This is a genomic window from Cypionkella sp. (assembly GCF_034376685.1).
Taxonomy (GTDB): domain Bacteria; phylum Pseudomonadota; class Alphaproteobacteria; order Rhodobacterales; family Rhodobacteraceae; genus Cypionkella.
This window is the reverse complement of record NZ_JAXMJJ010000078.1, coordinates 61,024-77,526: the sequence shown is the minus strand read 5'-3', so window position 1 is coordinate 77,526 and position 16,503 is coordinate 61,024. Positions and strand designations below refer to the sequence as shown.

Sequence of the window (16,503 nt, the reverse complement as noted above, 5' to 3'; positions counted from 1 at the left end):
GCATGATCAAACGCTATGGAATCAGCCCGCAAGCGGGGCGTCACTACACCCGCAGGCCGGGGGTTTATGCGGTTTTGTGGGATCGCGGCGCGATTTTAACCACGCATCAAGCCGAGCCAGAGCCGGAATATCAATTGCCCGGTGGCGGTATCGACAAGGGCGAGCATCCGATTGCCGCCCTGCACCGCGAGGTGATGGAGGAAACCGGTTATCACATCGCGGGCATCCGTCGACTTGGCGCGTTCCGGCGCTTCACCTATATGCCGGAGTACGATCTGTGGGCGGAAAAGATCTGCACGATCTATCTGGCCCGCCCGGTTCTGCGGATCGGTCCGCCAACCGAGCCGGGGCATCAGGCGGTCTGGATGCAGCCAGAGGCGGGCTTGCGCCTGTTGGGAAATCCGGGGGATCGGGCGATGCTGGGGCTGGCGATGCGTCATGTGGCGGCGGGCTTCGGCCCAAAGTAGTCAAAGATCAGTCCCGAAACATCATCGGGGAACACGCCGCCCCCCGCAAAGGCGTTCAGATCCCACAGCAAGGCCTCCAGCAGGTCTTGGCTGTGTAACCTGCTGTTATGGTGCAGCATTTTGATCAGACCTTCGCTGCCCAACTCTTCACCTGACGGGTTGGGGCATTCGGTGACGCCATCCGAGACCAGAAACAACCGATCCCCCGGCTGCAAGGTAAAGCTGGTTTGCGGATATTCCGCGCCATCAATCAGCCCAATCGGCAAGCCGCCGTCACCCAGCCGTTCGATCCCGCCATCCGCCCGCAACAAAAGCGGATGCGGATGGCCTGCTTGCACAAGCGTCGCCAGCCCGGTTTCCAGGTTGATCTCTGCATAGCCCAGCGTGAAATACTGATCGACCTGCAACTCCTCCAGCATCATCCGGTTCAGCCGCGCCGCCACAATCGCGGGCGGCCAGGCATCCCGGCCACCATCCGACGCCAGTTTCAGCGCAATGTTCTGATCGGGCGAAGCCCCCGACAAAAGCCCCGCCAGCCGCGCCGTCATCATCGCCGAGGCCACGCCATGCCCTGAGACATCCACCGAATACACCACGATTCGGCTCGCATTGATCACAAAACTGCCCACCAGATCCCCGCCGACATGGCCCGAGGGCCGCAGCATCAGGGCTGCCTTTCCCGCGCCAAAATCCCGCAAGCGGTCGCGCACCAGCGTTTGTTGCAACTTGCGCGCCTCAATCAGATCACGGTCGAGCGAATCATAGACTTTCTGCAACTCCTCCAGCGTGCTGCCGATCAGCCGGTTCTTTTCGACCAGTTCATCCTGCATTCCCAGAATCCGCTCGCCTGCCCGCAGCCGCGCGCGCAGTTCATCGGCGCTGACAGGTTTGGTCAGAAAGTCATCTGCGCCGTTTTCCAACCCATCGGCGATTTCGGTCTTTTCGGATTTCGAGGTCAGCAGGATGAAATAGCCATAGCCCTCTCGCGGAAGTGCCCGAAATGCCTTGCAAAACTCCAACCCGGTCATGCCGGGCATCATCCAGTCTGACAAAACGATATCGAAATCCTGCGCCAGACACAGCGCCAGCGCTTCATCGCCAGAGACCGCTTCAGTGACCTGATAACCCCAGCGCGTCAGCTGCATTTGCAGAATCCTGCGCTGCGCCTTGCTGTCATCCACCACCAGAATCGGGCGCGCCGCAAAGGCACTGGGCCTGCGGAGCGCGGTGGATTGCGGTAGAAACTGGGATTTCACAGCACGGGCCTCATCACGGGTTTTTCCCTGTCTGCACCCAAGCCCTTAACGGCAAGTGAAGCTTAAAACTGTGCCTATCCAGCGTGTTAGCGGTTACGGATTGTTAAGCAACACCGGGCAAACTGTATATGGGTGAGGAAGGGAAGGTGTGATGTGATTGCTTGGGACAGGGTGAACGAACTTCGATCAGAGATCGGCGAGGATGATTTTGCCGAAGTGGTCGCGATGTTTCTGGAAGAAGCGGATGAGGTGATCGCGCGACTTTCCCGAACCGTCGGCGCCAAGGCGCTTGAGGCTGACCTGCATTTTCTGAAGGGGGCGGCACTCAACCTTGGCTTCGCGCGCTTTGCAGCTGCGTGTCAGTCTGGGGAGCGCCGCGCCGCGGCAGGTGATACTGCGGTGGATGTGGCGCAGGTCTGTAGCAGCTATCAGGCCTCCAAACAGGCGCTGGTGGCGGGGCCGAAAGCCAGCGCGGCCTAGCCAAGGCAAAGCCAGATCGCCTAGATCAGAAATTCGGACAAAATCTCATCATTGGTGATGTCGCGATAGGTGAAGGCGGCTGCATCCAACTGGTCGAACAGCGATTTGAAATTCGCGGCTTGGCTGGTTTCAATCCCGATCAGCACCGAGCCAAAGTTGCGCGCCGATTTCTTCAGATATTCGAACCGGGCGATGTCATCCTCGGGGCCCAACATCCCCAGAAACTCTTTCAAGGCACCGGGGCGTTGCGGCATCCGCAGGATGAAATACTTCTTCACTCCCGAATAGCGCTGCGCCCGCTCTTTCACTTCCGGCAGCCGCTCAAAGTCGAAATTGCCGCCTGAGGTCACGCAGACCACCACTTTCCCGGCAATCTCGGGGGCCAAATCCTGCAACACATCGACTGAAAGCGCCCCCGCAGGCTCCAGCACGATGCCTTCGACGTTCAGCATGTCCAGCATGGTCACGCAGATCCGGTCTTCGGGGGCCAGCAAAACCTCGGCGGGTTTCACCCAAGACAGTGCCGCAAAGGTCTTGTCGCCCAGCCGCGCCACCGCCGCGCCATCGACAAAGCTGTTGATCACCCGCAGCTTCACAGGCTCTGCCGCCGCCAGTGCCGCCGTCAGGCTGGCCCCCCCGACGGGTTCGACAAAACGATAGGCAGTCTCTGGTGCTTCCGCCCGCAAAAACCGCGTCACACCCGAGGCAAGTCCACCGCCCCCCACCGGCAAAACCACCAGATCCGGCGCACGGCCCAGTTGTTCCAGCATCTCGACGGCAACCGAAGCTTGGCCTTCGATCACATCCTCATCATCAAACGGCGACAGAAAATGTGCGCCCTGCTCGGCGCAATATTTCTGCGAAGCCGCTAAAGTTTGGTCGAAATAATCCCCGGTCAGCACGATCCGCACCGCATCGCCGCCAAATGCCCGCGTCTTGTCGATCTTCTGCTGCGGCGTCGTCACCGGCATGAAAATCGTGCCCTTCACGCCGAAATGTTTGCAGGCAAAGGCCACACCCTGCGCATGGTTCCCAGCCGAGGCGCACACAAACGCTGTCTGCCCCGGATTGCTCGCCCGCACCTTGCGCATTGCGGTAAACGCCCCGCGCAGTTTATAACTGCGCACCGGACTCAGATCCTCGCGCTTCAGCCAGATTTCGGCCCCATAGCGCCGCGACAGATAGTCGTTGCGCTGCAACGGCGTGCGCGGAAACAGTTCACGCAGGGCGCGGGTGGATTGGCGGGCGGCATCGGAAAAATCACTCATATCCCCGATTACGCCCGCCTGAGGCCGAAAAGCAAGTCAGACCAGCGGACGCTTTTCAATGTAATGGCCGTAAAGCGTGGTCAAAATCGACAAGCCAACCATCGTGACCGGCCAGCCCGCGATCAGCTGCCACAGCTGCGCCATCACCCCGATGCCGCCAAACACAAACCAGCCGATCAGGTTCACCACCCAAAGCGCCAGCGCCATAAGCACGGCCAGTTGCAACAATGGCCGCCATTCACCCTCCGTTGCCTGCCAGCCTGCCATCAGCGGCGGGTTGGCACCCAAAGCGGTGCCGGGCAAGGCCGCAGCCATCCGCAGACCAAGGAAGATCATCGGCACCTGCACCATTGCCGCCATCAGCAGCATCGCCACAAACATGCCGCTTGCCGCCATCAGCCGCCCAAACAACAGCCCGACCACCATGCCCAGGATCATGCCAAGCACCATCAGCACCAAACCGATCAGCAGGGATTTGACAAAGTAAGACCCCATCCGCTCGCCCATGAAAGGCGGTACATATCCGACAGGCTCTTCCCCCAGCAGCACATAGCGGTGCCATGCCACAGCGATCCAGATCCCGGTGATCAACGACACCACCAGCACCAAGATCACGCCCAACCCCATGCCGCTGCCCATACCCGCAACTCCAGACGAGGCCATCGCGTAACCCAGTGCTCCGGTGATCACCACCTGCACAAAATACAGCACCCCAGATACTTTCAGCGCGGGGCCAAGGTTATCCATCACCTGCCGCAACGAATGCGAGAAAATCTGCACGCCCTTCATCTTGCCCTCCATTTCCTAAACCAATCCCGCCATGATTCACCGCAACGGCCCTCTGTCAACCGCCCCGTCAACCCTGCGGTGAACCGTCCGCCTTGCCCTTGGCCCCATTTCCCGATAATCGCGGGCGAAACCCGTGAAGGAGTTCCCCCAAATGTCCGCCAAGCTCGCCCCGAAGAAAGTCGTCCTCGCCTATTCCGGCGGTCTGGATACCTCGATCATCCTGAAATGGCTGCAAACCGAATATGGCTGCGAAGTGGTGACCTTCACCGCCGATCTTGGTCAGGGCGAAGAGCTTGAACCAGCACGGCAAAAGGCCTTGCTGATGGGGATCAAAGAAGAAAACATCCATGTTGTTGATGTGCGGGAAGAATTCGTGCGGGATTTCGTCTTCCCGATGTTCCGCGCTAACGCTTTATATGAAGGCCTCTACCTGCTCGGCACCTCGATCGCCCGCCCGCTGATTTCGCAGCACCTTGTCCGTATCGCGCATGAAACCGGCGCGGATGCCGTCGCACATGGTGCCACCGGCAAGGGCAACGATCAGGTGCGGTTTGAGCTTTCTGCCGCCGCGCTTGACCCCGCGATCAAGGTTATCGCGCCGTGGCGTCTGTGGGATCTGACCAGCCGCACCAAGCTGCTGGAATTCGCCGAGGCCAACCAGATCCCGATTGCCAAAGACAAGCGCGGCGAAGCGCCGTTCTCGGTCGATGCCAACCTGCTGCACACCTCGTCCGAAGGCAAAGTGCTGGAGAATCCGGCCGAAGAGGCCCCCGAATTCGTCTATCAGCGCGTGACCCCGGTGGAAAAAGCCCCCGACACTCCGGAATATGTCGAAATCGGCTTTGAACATGGCGATGCCGTTTCCATCAACGGTGAGGCTTTGTCCCCCGCCACCATCCTTGCCCGCCTGAACGATATTGGCGGCAAGCATGGCGTCGGCTTGCTCGACCTTGTGGAAAACCGCTTCGTCGGCATGAAATCGCGCGGGTTGTATGAGACCCCCGGCGGCACCATTCTGCTGGAAGCCCACCGTGGCATCGAGCAGATCACGCTGGATTCCGGCGCGGGCCACCTGAAAGACAGCATCATGCCGCGCTATGCCGAGCTGATCTACAACGGCTTCTGGTTCTCGCCCGAGCGTGAAGCCATGCAGGCGCTGATCGACAAAACCCAAGAATACGTCACCGGCACCGTCCGCGTGAAGCTGTATAAAGGCTCCGCCCGCACCGTCGCGCGGTGGTCGGATTACAGCCTGTATTCCGAAAAGCACGTCACCTTTGAAGAAGATGCCGGCGCTTACGACCAAAAAGACGCCGAAGGCTTCATCCGCCTGAACGCCCTGCGCCTGCGCTTGATCGCCAGCCGTAACGCCCGCGTGGCCGACAAAGGCTGATCGGCAGCCTGCCTCCCTCTTGTGCCGCCGTGACGCGGCGGCACACTTGCCTCTGATCTCTTGCCGTCTATCGTGATCCACACCCAAGGGAGATCGGCATGACACTGGACGACATCGCAGCAGAAATGCGCAAAGTGCTGCAAACAAAAAGCTTTTCCGGTAGCCTAAAGTTCGACTGCGGCGCAGACGGTCTGATCGTGCTGGCCGACGGCACCGCCAGCACAGAAGATCGCGACACCGACTGCACCCTGCGCCTGAGCCAAGAAAACCTGGTCAGCCTGCTGAAAGGCAAGCTGAACCCGATGATGGCGCTGGCCACGGGTAAGCTGAAACTGTCCGGCAACCCGACCGTGGCAATGGGTCTTGCAAAACTGCTGGGATAGCCGCACCGCCCCCTGACTTTCCAAAACCGCGCGCTACCTCCGCGCCATGACAGACAAACCCCGCCTGATCCTCGTTCTGGGTGACCAACTCACCGACACCCTCGCCGGATTGCGGCAGGCCGATCCTGCCTGCGATGTGATCGTGATGGCCGAGGTGATGACCGAATCCACCGCCGTCCCGCACCATCCGCAGAAGATCGCGCTGGTGCTGACCGCGATGCGCAAGTTTGCCCATCACCTGACGGCCGAAGGCTACACCGTCGCCTATTCCCGGCTGGATGATCCCGAAACCGGCCCCTCGCTCCCCGCAGAAATCCTGCGACGCGCTACTGAACATGGCGCAGATCACCTGATCGTTACGACTCCCGGCGATTGGCGGCTGCTGCAAGCGCTGGAAGCCGTTCCCCTTACGGTCACCATGCTCCCAGACGATCGTTTCCTCTGCCCGCCCGAAACCTTCACCGCTTGGGTCTCTGAACGCAAACAGCTGCGGATGGAATGGTTCTACCGCGACATGCGCCGTCGCACCGGGCTGTTGATGGACGGCGACCAACCCATCGGCGGCCAGTGGAACTTCGACCCCGAAAACCGCAAAGCCGCCAAGCCCGACCTGCTGCGCCCCAAGCCGCTGCGCTTTACTCCTGATGCCGAAACAGAGGCGGTTTTAAGCCTTGTAGAGACGCATTTCCCGACCCACTTCGGAAACCTCCGCCCCTTCCATTGGCCCACTGACCGCGCCGAAGCCCTCACCGCGCTGGACCATTTCATCACGCACAGCCTGCCCCGCTTTGGTGATGAGCAAGACGCCATGCTGGCCGACGATCCCTTCCTTAGTCATTCGCTGCTATCGCCCTGTATCAACCTTGGCCTGCTTTCGCCGCTGGAAGTCTGCCAGCGTGCCGAGGCTGAGTACCACGCAGGCCGCGCCCCGCTGAACGCGGTGGAAGGCTTCATCCGCCAGATCATCGGCTGGCGCGAATATATGCGCGGCATCTGGGCGCTGAACGGCCCGGACTATCCGACCTTAAATGCGCTCAACCACAAAGCCCCGCTGCCCGCCGTCTATTGGGGCGGCAAAACCAAGATGGCCTGCATGAAAGCCGCCGTCGCGCAGACCCGCGATCTGGCCTATGCCCATCACATCCAGCGCCTGATGATCACCGGAAATTTCGCGCTTTTGGCCGGAATAGGCCCTGCTTTTGTCCACGAATGGTATCTTGCCGTTTACATCGATGCCTTCGAATGGGTCGAAGCCCCCAACACCATTGGCATGAGTCAATTTGCTTGCGGCGGTCAGTTGGGTTCAAAACCCTATGTCTCGTCCGGGGCCTACATCGACCGCATGTCAGACTATTGCAGCAGTTGCGCGTACAAGGTGAAAGACCGCACCGGCCCCGATGCCTGCCCGTTCAACCTGCTGTATTGGCATTTCTTGGATCGTCACCGCGACCGCTTCGCCAAAAACCCCCGCATGGCGCAGATGTATCGCACATGGGACAAGATGGCGGAAACCCACCGCGATACTGTCCTGCGAGAGGCTGACCAACTGCTCTCAGCCCTGCACAGCGGCGCCCCGATCTAAAGCTTGAACGCCGCCAGTCGCTGATAATGCGGCAAAGCTTGCTTCACCAGACCCGCGTAAACACCGCCCAAATTCGGCAACGGCCCCTCCGCCCCCTCAAACCCGGTGCTGCGATGCACCGCTGCATACCAATGCGGCGCCCAAGCGCCGTCGGCCTCATTGCCGCCCGCAGGCCAGTGCAACATCTTCCGGGTAAACGGCACCTCAATGGTGGCACACAGCTTGCGTAGCATCGCTTCCGGCTCAGCCCGAATGTCATCGCTGTCGATCACCACCGGGTTGCTGCCCGACCACCCCGCCACCTCGTCAAACAGCTCCGCCTGCTGCACAAAACCGATATCCGCCAGCGTCGTGCCCTCGCGCTTTTTGGCATAGCTCGCCACCACCCGCGCCGGATGCCGGATCAGAAACACATTCGTGCAAGACCGCATCCAGCGCCGATCAAACTGCGGGATCATGTGCAGCGTCATGTGCTTTTGGTAAAACACCGCATTTCCGCCCGGTACCGGCCCCTTGCAGATCGAGGCGACCACATCCGGGTCAGGCTCGTGCGCCGCGATGATCTCGTCGCGCATCGGATGATCAATGCCAGTGTATTCCAGATAGGCGGAGTAAAACGGCTCGTCCCACACCGTGCAATCGCCGCGCGCCGCAAAGCTGTACATCATCGCGGTTGACAGATTGCGCGGCCCCGACCACATCGCAATGCGTTTTGCGGCAGAAGTCATGCCCCCACCATCGCCTTGTAAAGCCCACGCAGACGCTCCGTCATTGGCCCCATCTGGCCTGATCCAATCACCCGCCCGTCAATCGACCCCACCGGAGTTTGCGCGCCAAACGTCCCGGTCAAGAACGCCTCATCCGCAGAATACGTCTCTACAAGGCTGAAATTGCGTTCAAACACCGGGATGTCATTGGCCTTACACAGATCAATCACCTTCTGCCGGGTGATGCCGTTCATGCAATAATCCCCCGTGCTGGTCCAAACCGCCCCCTTGCGCACGATGAAGAAATTGCAGGCGTTGGTGGTGTTCACAAAGCCATGCACATCCAACATCAACGCCTCATCCGCCCCGGCCTTCTCCGCCGCAATACAGGCCAGAATGCAGTTCAGCTTGGAATGGCTGTTCAACTTCGGATCCTGCGTCATTGGCAAGCCGCGCATATGCGGCACCGTCGCCAACCGGATCGGGCGCGGCAGTTTTTGGCGCGAATGCTCCATGATGATCACCATCGTCGGGCCGCGCTGCGACAGCTTCGGATGCTGGAATGGCCGTGTCTTCACCCCCCGCGTCAGCATCAGCCGCGCATGGGCATCCGTAACCATGGCATTGGCCTTTTGCGTCTCTAACACGGCGGAAACCACCTGATCTGGGGTCATGCCGATGTCCAGATCAATCGCCTTCGCCGCCTCGAACAACCGCTCAATATGTTCATCGAGGAACGTCCAGCGCCCGTTATACAGCCGTATCCCCTCCCAAACTCCATCGCCGAGCATGAAGCCTGAATCGTAAACCGAGACCATCGCCTGCGCTTTCGGCACAATCCTGCCGTTCACATAGATCAGAATATCCTCGTTCCGGGCGTCTTCTTCAGCTTGATGGGTCGATACATGGTCGGTCATGGCGGTCTCCTGTTTGCCCGCTACGCTATTGCGGCGATGCTGAAAGGCCAAGGGGGCCATCACCTTGGCGTGATCTCACAGATGGGTGAGTTGCCCGGATCGCGGCTAAGCCTCAGGCTTTTTCAAACAGATGGAGTTGAACATGATCCGCCTCACCCTCGCCCTGATCCTGCTCGCAGGCGCTGCTCAGGCCAAAACCCAAACCGCCATCTTGGCGGGCGGATGTTTCTGGTGCGTCGAGTCGAACTTTGAAGGCGTCGCGGGGGTGAAGGATGTGATTTCCGGCTACACCGGGGGAAATTCGCAAAACCCGACCTATGACGACCACGATGGCCATTATGAGGCGGTGAAGATTACCTATGATGATGCCAAGATCACCTATGCGCAGATCGTCGACAAATTCCTGCACTCGACCGATGTAGTCGATGCTGGCGGCCAGTTCTGTGATCGTGGCAAAGCCTACCGATCTGCCATTTTCGTTTCTAACACGGCTGAAAAGAACATAGCCAAGGATGAAATCGCCAAAGCCCAAGCCGCGCTTGGCCAAACCATCGTCACCCCGGTTCTTAGCGCCAAAACCTTCTGGCCAGCCGAGGCCTATCATCAGGATTACTACAAAAGCACCGAGCTTGTGCTGACCCGTCGTGGCCCGAAGGAAAAGCAGAACGCCTACAAGTTTTACCGTGAAAGCTGCGGTCGTGACGCGCGCGTAAAACAACTCTGGGGCTCCGCGGCCGAGTTCACCCACTAGTCGCTAAACTTATCTAAAATTTGTTTCATACTGGCTTAAATATTCCACGGGGGTGCGGGGGTGTGAACCCCCGCTCGCCACGTCAGCCATCAAACCCCTTCAAAAGCGTCTCTAACTCGCCCAAATCACCGGTTTGGCGCACGCGCCTGTGGTGACATCATTTCGGCCACAATCGCTCGCGCCGCTGCTGCCGGATCTGCTGCCCGCCAGACCGGACGCCCTACCACGATATGATCCACCCCATCCGCAATCGCCTGCGCTGGCGTCGCCACCCGCTTCTGATCGCCCAAATCCGCCCCCGCAGGCCGCACGCCCGGCGTCACGATCAACCGACCCAAAGCCTGTGGCAAAGCCCGGATCGCGGCGGCTTCTTGCGGCGAGCAGATCACCCCATCCGCCCCCGCCTCCAACGCCCGCGCCGCGCGTTCAATGGTGATCTCGCTCAGATCCCCCGCCCGGATCATATTCGCGTCCAGATCCGAACGGTCCAGCGAGGTCAGCACCGTCACCGCCAAAATCTTCAACCCGCTCCCCGCCCGACCCTCCACGGCCGCCCGCACCACTTGCGGATCGCCATGCACGGTCAGAAAATCCAGATCATACTGCGCAATCCCGCGCACCGCCGCTTCGACCGTCGCACCAATGTCGAACAGCTTCATGTCGAGGAAAATCCGCTTGCCGTGTTCCTGCTTCAGCTCATTCGCCAAAGCAAAACCACCGCCGGTCAGCATCCCTAGCCCAATTTTGTAAAACGACACGGTATCGCCCAGCCGCCCCGCCAATTCCAGCCCCTGCACGATATTCGGCACATCCAGCGCCACGATCAACCGGTCATCCTGCATTGCGATCTCCCTTGATTTCCGGCGTCATGCGGCCAACAGAGGGGTCTGTCAAGGAGTGCGCAAGATGATCCTAGCCTTCGATATCGGCGGCACCCGCATCAAAGTGGCCCGCAGCAGCAACGGCCACCTCGAACCCTTGGGCGAAACCGCCACCCCCACACAGGATTTCGCCGCCTTCACCGCCGCCCTCGCCGCCTTCCTCAGCACAGAATCCGCCATCGCCATTTCGATCACCGGAGTCGTCGATCCCGCCTCAGGCCGCATCAAAGTCGCCAACATCCCCTGCCTGGATGGCCGCAACGTCACCGCCGATCTGCAAGCCGCCCTCAACCGCCCCGTGCTGATCCTGAACGACGCCGATTGCTTTGCGATGGCCGAAGCCACCAATGGCGCAGGCAAAACCCACCGAAATGTCTTCGGCATCATCCTTGGCACCGGCGTTGGCGGCGGCCTTGTCCTCAACGGCCAGATCGTCACCGGCGCGGGCGGCTACGCAGGCGAGTGGGGCCACGGCCCCGTCGTCCACGACCCCGCCTTCCCCTGCGGCTGTGGCCAGATCGGCTGCCTCGACACCATCGGCGGCGCACGCGGGATGGAACGACTGCACAAACACCTCACCGGACAAGACGCCAGCGCCGAAGCTATCATCGCGGTATGGAAAACTGCCCCTAGCCCAACCGTCACCCGTTGGGTCGATCTGCTGTCGGGCCAACTCGCCATGGTCATCAACCTGATTGGCGCTGACATCGTCCCGGTCGGCGGCGGCCTTGCCAACGACACCACCCTGATCGCCGCCCTTGATACCGCCACCCGTGCCCGCATCTTGCGCCAAACCGATACGCCCCTGATCGTCCCCGCCACCACCTCCGCCGACGCAGGCCTCGCCGGAGCCGCCGCCGCAGGGGAGGCCCGCTTTGGTTAAAATCCTGCTAGAAGTCTGCGTTGACGATCCCGCTGGCCTGTCTGAGGCCATCGCAGGCGGGGCCGACCGCATCGAGCTTTGCGCCGCCTTAGCGTTGGGCGGCCTCACCCCGACGCTTGGCCTGATGCAGATGGCCGCGCAATCCGGCGCATTGTGCTATCCGATCATCCGCCCACGTTCCGGGGATTTCACCTATACCGAGGCCGAGGTTGAAGTGATGCGCGCCGACATCCGCGCCGCCCGATCGCTTGGTCTGAAAGGCGTTGTCCTTGGCGCAAGCCATGCCGATGGCCGCTTGAATGAGGCCGTCCTGCGGGTCTTGCTGGACGAAGCCGCGGGGCTTGATGCCACCCTGCACCGCTGCATCGACCTTGCCCCCAACAAACCCGAAGCCGTCACCACCGCCAAAGCCCTGGGCTTCCGTCGCATCCTGACTTCTGGCGGCGCCCTCACCGCCGCCGATGGCGCAGAAGCGCTCCAAGCCATGATGCAAGCCGCAGGCGAGGGCCTAATCATCATGCCAGGGTCAGGTATCTCTTTGGAAACCCTGCCAAAAATGACCCACCTACCCCTGCGCGAAATCCACGCCTCCTGCTCCAGCCCGCTGCCCAGTGGCGGTGAGGCCCTTGCCTTCGGTTTCCAATCCGGCAGCGAAAAGCGCACGGACCGCGCGAAAGTTGCGGCACTGAAGGCGGCGCTTGGGAAAATATCGAGTTAGGCGCAGCCGGTCAGGGAGGTCAGCTTTGCGACGCTTGCAATCCGGCACAGAGCAGGAAGGCCCGCGCGCATCTTGATGCCGCATTGGCGGGCGCAGGCGTCATTGCCTTTCGTTGGGCTTATCTTTCGACATCAGCTCCGTGACGACCTTCGCTGGCAGCGCGTCAGAGGCGTACTCAAAAGTGCCGGTATCCCTGACCTCCTCAGCGGCGCGCATCAGCGCGCCGAGTGCCGCGCGTGCGAAAGAGCCGCCAACACTCACCCGGCGAACACCGGCATCTGACAGTTCCGCCACGGAATAGGTCGGCCCGCGCAGCCCCATGACAACATTGACCGGCTTGTCGACAGCGGCGCAGACGGTGCGGATGGTTTCAAGATTGGGCAATCCGGGTGCATACAGAACATCCGCACCAGCGGCAGAAAAAGCCTGCAGCCGCTTGATTGTGTCGTCCAGATCAGGCTTGTCCCAAAGGAAATTCTCTGCCCTTGCGGTCAGCAGGAAAGGCAGGCTAGCCGCTGCTTCGGCTGCAGCATGAACCCGCTCAACCGATTGAGAAAAATCATAAATCGGGTGAGAGGCATCGCCCGTTGCATCTTCAATAGAGCCGCCGACCAGTCCAACCGCACAAGCCAAACGGATCGTTTCAGCGCAGGTTTCCGGTGCAGATCCAAAGCCATCTTCTAAATCGGCTGACACGGGCAGATCAGTCGCGGCGACAATCTCAGCCGCGTTGTCCAGAATTTCGCCCCGTTCAAGACCGGCAAAGGAATCGCGCTTGCCCTTCGAAAACGCATATCCGGCGCTGGTGGTCGCGAGCGCCTCAAACCCAAGGCTTGTGAGAAGACGGGCTGACCCCGCGTCCCATGGATTGGGAATAACGAATGCACGGTCGCCAGTATGAAGGGCCTTGAACCGTTCGAACTTGTGCCGCTGATCCAGCATGATTGCCTCCGCAATGGGGTGCGGCCCAGCATACCGAAAGAGAACATAAAGGAAACAGATTTTCGTTTCAGATTGTGCTCAATGATCGCCATGGGCTTGGGGTCGCCGTATCCCCCCGTGCAAGAATTTGACGGCCTGTTACCTCTCACAACCGTCCAACCCTTAACAAATCGTTAAATCCACCACCTCATCCCATTGATTATAAACACATAAAAAAGGTCCCGAGTTGGGACCACCCCGCGCTGAACGCAAACCAGCAGAATTGAAAAAGCCCGCCCTTGGCAACAAGGACGGGCTTTCAGTTTTCTTATGGATCGAGATCCTAATGCACCACAGCCTGCGCCGGACGCTCGCGACGCGAGGCCGACACGCGGTCCCCGATGATCAAGCCATCCGCCCCAGCGCTGACTTTGATCGTCGCGCCATCCAGCACGTCGCCCGACAGGATCATCTCGGCCAGCGGGTTTTGCAGGTGGTTCTGGATCACCCGTTTCAGCGGACGCGCGCCAAACACCGGATCGTAGCCTTCATCCGCCAGCCAAGCTTTGGCCTGCGGGTCAAGATCCAGCGTGATCTTGCGGCTGACCAGACGGGCCTCAAGTTTGCGGAGCTGAATCTCAACGATACCCGCCATATCGACACGGTTCAGACGATCAAAGATGATCTGCTCATCCAGACGGTTCAGGAATTCCGGGCGGAAATGCTGCCGCACCGCTTCCATCACCTGCGCCCGCGCACCTGCCTGATCGGCACCTTCCGGCAGTTCCGACAAAGCCCGCGCGCCAAGGTTGCTGGTCAGGATGATCAGCGTTTGCTTGAAGCTGACGGTGCGGCCCTGACCATCGGTCAGCATGCCATCGTCCAGCACTTGCAGCAGCACGTTGAACACGTCGGGGTGGGCTTTTTCCACCTCGTCAAACAGCACCACCTGATAAGGGCGGCGCCGAACGGCTTCGGTCAGAACGCCACCCTCATCATAGCCAACATAGCCCGGAGGCGCGCCGATCAGGCGCGAGACCGAGTGTTTCTCCATGAATTCGGACATATCAATCCGCACCATCGCCGCGTCGTCGTCGAACAGATATTCGGCAACGGCTTTGGTCAGCTCGGTTTTCCCCACGCCGGTTGGCCCGAGGAACAGGAAGCTGCCCAAAGGCCGCCCCTCATCGTTCAGCCCAGCCCGCGCGCGCCGCACAGCATTGGCCACGGCGGTGACGGCGGCGTTTTGGCCGATCACCCGACGCCCAAGCTCTTCCTCCATCTTCAGCAGCTTTTCACGCTGGCCTTCCAGCATCTTGGCCACTGGAATCCCGGTCCAACGTTCGACCACTTCAGCAATCTGCTCGGGGCGCACGGCTTCGGATACCAAAGCATCGCCTTCGCGCGCCTCAGCCTCGGCCAGTTGCTTTTCCAGCCCCGGAATGATGCCATAAGACAATTCACCTGCACGGCCCAGATTGCCGTCGCGCTTGACCTGATCCAGCTCGGCGCGGAAGCGGTCGAGTTGCTCTTTCAGATCACGCGCGCCTTCCAGTTTGTCACGCTCTGCCTGCCATTTGGCGGTCATCGCGTCGGATTGCTCCAGCAGGTTCGACAGTTCCATCTCCAGCTTTTCCAGACGGTCTTTGCTGGCGGCATCGTCCTCTTTCTTCAGCGCCTCGGCCTCGATTTGCAGTTGCAGGATCTGGCGATCCAACTGGTCGAGTTCTTCGGGCTTGCTGTCTACCTCCATCCGCAGACGGCTGGCCGCTTCGTCCACAAGGTCGATGGCCTTATCGGGCAGGAAACGGTCGGTGATGTAGCGGTGGCTGAGCGTTGCGGCAGCCACGAGCGCAGAGTCAGAAATCCGCACGCCGTGGTGAAGTTCGTATTTCTCTTTGATACCGCGCAGAATCGAAATGGTGTCTTCAACCGTCGGTTCAGAGACCATAACCGGCTGGAACCGACGCGCCAAAGCCGCGTCCTTCTCGACATACTTGCGGTATTCATCCAGCGTGGTGGCGCCAACGCAGTGCAACTCACCCCGCGCCAAGGCGGGTTTGATCAGGTTGGCGGCATCCATCGCGCCATCGGATTTGCCCGCGCCGACCAACGTGTGCATCTCGTCGATGAACAGGATGATATCGCCCGCTGCAGCGGTGACCTCGTTCAACACGCCTTTCAGACGTTCCTCAAACTCACCGCGATACTTCGCGCCGGCGATCAGAGCGCCCATGTCCAGCGCCATCAGTTTCTTGTGGCGCAGGCTCTCTGGCACGTCGCCGTTGATGATGCGCAAAGCCAGACCCTCGGCAATCGCGGTTTTACCGACTCCAGGCTCACCGATCAGCACGGGGTTGTTCTTGGTACGGCGGGAAAGCACCTGCATGGTGCGGCGGATTTCTTCGTCACGGCCAATGATCGGGTCGATCTTGCCTTGCTCGGCAGCCTCGGTCAGATCACGGGCATATTTCTTCAGCGCATCATAGGTTTCTTCAGCCGAAGCACTGTCCGCCGTGCGACCCTTGCGAATGTCATTGATCGCCGAGTTCAGCTTTTGGGGGCTGACTGCGCCTGCGTCCAAGGCATCCTTGGCGGCGGATTTCACCATGCCCAAAGCCATCAGCAGACGTTCCACTGGCACGAAAGAATCGCCCGCCTTCTTGGCCAGCTTTTCAGCCTCATCCAGCACTTTCACAAGGCCGGGGTCCATGAACGGCTGCGCATCACCCGAGACTTTCGGCAACTTGCCCATCGCCAAGGCCAGCGATTCCACCACCCGCGCAGGCTCGCCGCCAGCGCGACGGATCAGGTTGCTCGCCAGCCCCTGATCATCATCCATCACTGCTTTCAGCAGGTGTTCGGGTGCCAGCCGCTGATGGCTTTCCCGCATGGCAATCGTTTGCGCCGCTTGGATGAAACCGCGCGACCGCTCCGTGAATTTCTCTAAATTCATCGGTATCACTCCTTTTGCTAAGCGCCCCTGCGATGCCCGGATCTCCAGCACATCGACGGTGGCCTTGGGCGATACTTGGGGAGGAGTGGTTTGCTTTGCAATGCCGTGGATCAAAGACATTCAGGCAAATTTATGCAGGGTTTGCGCAGCG

The 16,503-nt window shown here is 60.3% G+C and carries 16 protein-coding genes; 8 read left to right on the top strand and 8 right to left on the bottom strand.

Features of this window, described 5'->3' with window-relative positions:
* Positions 1 to 2: 2 nt before the first annotated feature.
* Positions 3 to 467, top strand: a complete 465-nt coding sequence (locus U1A24_RS14845; protein WP_322322752.1) for an NUDIX hydrolase — start codon at positions 3 to 5, stop codon at positions 465 to 467.
* On the opposite strand, the gene U1A24_RS14840 is transcribed toward U1A24_RS14845, so the two are convergent.
* Entirely contained in the window at positions 437 to 1,723 is a 1,287-nt protein-coding gene (locus U1A24_RS14840) for a PP2C family protein-serine/threonine phosphatase (protein WP_322322751.1), read from the bottom strand. The two genes, U1A24_RS14845 and U1A24_RS14840, sit on opposite strands and share 31 nt — an antisense overlap.
* Before the next feature lie 171 nt (positions 1,724 to 1,894).
* On the opposite strand from U1A24_RS14840, the gene U1A24_RS14835 reads away from it, so the two are divergent.
* Positions 1,895 to 2,203 carry an Hpt domain-containing protein gene (locus U1A24_RS14835; RefSeq protein WP_322322750.1) on the top strand — a complete coding sequence of 103 codons (309 nt, stop codon included), beginning with the start codon at positions 1,895 to 1,897 and terminating at the stop codon, positions 2,201 to 2,203.
* Between the two features lie 20 nt (positions 2,204 to 2,223).
* Here the strand turns inward: U1A24_RS14835 and ilvA are convergent, their stop codons facing one another.
* Together ilvA and U1A24_RS14825 are read right to left on the bottom strand one after the other, a co-directional pair.
* Positions 2,224 to 3,471 (bottom strand): threonine ammonia-lyase IlvA, encoded by a 1,248-nt coding sequence (ilvA, locus tag U1A24_RS14830; RefSeq protein ID WP_322322749.1) that lies wholly within the window; start codon positions 3,469 to 3,471, stop codon positions 2,224 to 2,226.
* A gap of 36 nt (positions 3,472 to 3,507) precedes the next feature.
* Positions 3,508 to 4,260 carry a hypothetical protein gene (locus U1A24_RS14825; RefSeq protein WP_322322748.1) on the bottom strand — a complete coding sequence of 251 codons (753 nt, stop codon included), beginning with the start codon at positions 4,258 to 4,260 and terminating at the stop codon, positions 3,508 to 3,510.
* Positions 4,261 to 4,411: 151 nt separating this feature from the next.
* On the opposite strand from U1A24_RS14825, the gene U1A24_RS14820 reads away from it, so the two are divergent.
* The 3 genes from U1A24_RS14820 to U1A24_RS14810 all read left to right on the top strand — a co-directional run bounded on the left by U1A24_RS14820 (position 4,412) and on the right by U1A24_RS14810 (position 7,618).
* Complete coding sequence (locus U1A24_RS14820; protein ID WP_322322747.1) at positions 4,412 to 5,653, top strand: argininosuccinate synthase; 1,242 nt, start codon at positions 4,412 to 4,414, stop codon at positions 5,651 to 5,653.
* Positions 5,654 to 5,751: 98 nt separating this feature from the next.
* Complete coding sequence (locus U1A24_RS14815; RefSeq protein WP_322322746.1) at positions 5,752 to 6,036, top strand: SCP2 sterol-binding domain-containing protein; 285 nt, start codon at positions 5,752 to 5,754, stop codon at positions 6,034 to 6,036.
* 46 nt (positions 6,037 to 6,082) lie between these two features.
* Positions 6,083 to 7,618 carry a cryptochrome/photolyase family protein gene (locus U1A24_RS14810; RefSeq protein ID WP_322322745.1) on the top strand — a complete coding sequence of 512 codons (1,536 nt, stop codon included), beginning with the start codon at positions 6,083 to 6,085 and terminating at the stop codon, positions 7,616 to 7,618.
* On the opposite strand, the gene U1A24_RS14805 is transcribed toward U1A24_RS14810, so the two are convergent.
* Entirely contained in the window at positions 7,615 to 8,319 is a 705-nt protein-coding gene (locus tag U1A24_RS14805; RefSeq protein ID WP_322322776.1) for an HAD family hydrolase, read from the bottom strand. The two genes, U1A24_RS14810 and U1A24_RS14805, sit on opposite strands and share 4 nt — an antisense overlap.
* A 23-nt stretch (positions 8,320 to 8,342) precedes the next feature.
* Entirely contained in the window at positions 8,343 to 9,242 is a 900-nt protein-coding gene (locus U1A24_RS14800) for a D-amino acid aminotransferase (protein WP_322322744.1), read from the bottom strand.
* Between the two features lie 142 nt (positions 9,243 to 9,384).
* Between U1A24_RS14800 and msrA the strand changes: the two genes are divergently transcribed.
* Positions 9,385 to 9,993, top strand: a complete 609-nt coding sequence (gene msrA, locus U1A24_RS14795) for a peptide-methionine (S)-S-oxide reductase MsrA (protein ID WP_322322743.1) — start codon at positions 9,385 to 9,387, stop codon at positions 9,991 to 9,993.
* 125 nt (positions 9,994 to 10,118) lie between these two features.
* Here msrA and pyrF read toward each other — a convergent pair whose 3' ends face one another.
* Positions 10,119 to 10,835, bottom strand: coding sequence for an orotidine-5'-phosphate decarboxylase (pyrF, locus tag U1A24_RS14790; protein WP_322322742.1), 717 nt, complete (start codon positions 10,833 to 10,835; stop codon positions 10,119 to 10,121).
* A gap of 64 nt (positions 10,836 to 10,899) precedes the next feature.
* On the opposite strand from pyrF, the gene U1A24_RS14785 reads away from it, so the two are divergent.
* A complete protein-coding gene (locus tag U1A24_RS14785; RefSeq protein WP_322322741.1) occupies positions 10,900 to 11,757 on the top strand; it encodes an ROK family protein in 858 nt (285 codons plus the stop codon).
* Complete coding sequence (locus tag U1A24_RS14780; RefSeq protein ID WP_322322740.1) at positions 11,750 to 12,475, top strand: copper homeostasis protein CutC; 726 nt, start codon at positions 11,750 to 11,752, stop codon at positions 12,473 to 12,475. Before U1A24_RS14785 ends, U1A24_RS14780 begins: the two co-directional genes overlap by 8 nt.
* 99 nt (positions 12,476 to 12,574) lie before the next feature.
* Here U1A24_RS14780 and U1A24_RS14775 read toward each other — a convergent pair whose 3' ends face one another.
* Together U1A24_RS14775 and clpB are read right to left on the bottom strand one after the other, a co-directional pair.
* The gene (locus U1A24_RS14775) at positions 12,575 to 13,417 is read right to left on the bottom strand and encodes an isocitrate lyase/phosphoenolpyruvate mutase family protein (protein ID WP_322322739.1); all 843 of its coding nucleotides are present in this window, start codon (positions 13,415 to 13,417) and stop codon (positions 12,575 to 12,577) included.
* A 322-nt stretch (positions 13,418 to 13,739) separates the two neighbouring features.
* Positions 13,740 to 16,352, bottom strand: a complete 2,613-nt coding sequence (gene clpB, locus U1A24_RS14770) for an ATP-dependent chaperone ClpB (RefSeq protein WP_322322738.1) — start codon at positions 16,350 to 16,352, stop codon at positions 13,740 to 13,742.
* Positions 16,353 to 16,503: the final 151 nt, after the last annotated feature.

Bases quoted from the DNA above. Each gene is read 5' to 3' on its own strand.
- U1A24_RS14845 (WP_322322752.1), top strand. From the start codon at position 3: ATGATCAAACGCTATGGAATCAGCCCGCAAGCGGGGCGTCACTACACC.
- ilvA (WP_322322749.1), bottom strand. From the start codon at position 3,471: ATGAGTGATTTTTCCGATGCCGCCCGCCAATCCACCCGCGCCCTGCGT.
- U1A24_RS14825 (WP_322322748.1), bottom strand. From the start codon at position 4,260: ATGAAGGGCGTGCAGATTTTCTCGCATTCGTTGCGGCAGGTGATGGAT.
- U1A24_RS14820 (WP_322322747.1), top strand. From the start codon at position 4,412: ATGTCCGCCAAGCTCGCCCCGAAGAAAGTCGTCCTCGCCTATTCCGGC.
- U1A24_RS14815 (WP_322322746.1), top strand. From the start codon at position 5,752: ATGACACTGGACGACATCGCAGCAGAAATGCGCAAAGTGCTGCAAACA.
- U1A24_RS14810 (WP_322322745.1), top strand. From the start codon at position 6,083: ATGACAGACAAACCCCGCCTGATCCTCGTTCTGGGTGACCAACTCACC.
- U1A24_RS14805 (WP_322322776.1), bottom strand. From the start codon at position 8,319: ATGTGGTCGGGGCCGCGCAATCTGTCAACCGCGATGATGTACAGCTTT.
- U1A24_RS14800 (WP_322322744.1), bottom strand. From the start codon at position 9,242: ATGACCGACCATGTATCGACCCATCAAGCTGAAGAAGACGCCCGGAAC.
- msrA (WP_322322743.1), top strand. From the start codon at position 9,385: ATGATCCGCCTCACCCTCGCCCTGATCCTGCTCGCAGGCGCTGCTCAG.
- pyrF (WP_322322742.1), bottom strand. From the start codon at position 10,835: ATGCAGGATGACCGGTTGATCGTGGCGCTGGATGTGCCGAATATCGTG.
- U1A24_RS14785 (WP_322322741.1), top strand. From the start codon at position 10,900: ATGATCCTAGCCTTCGATATCGGCGGCACCCGCATCAAAGTGGCCCGC.
- U1A24_RS14775 (WP_322322739.1), bottom strand. From the start codon at position 13,417: ATGCTGGATCAGCGGCACAAGTTCGAACGGTTCAAGGCCCTTCATACT.
- clpB (WP_322322738.1), bottom strand. From the start codon at position 16,352: ATGAATTTAGAGAAATTCACGGAGCGGTCGCGCGGTTTCATCCAAGCG.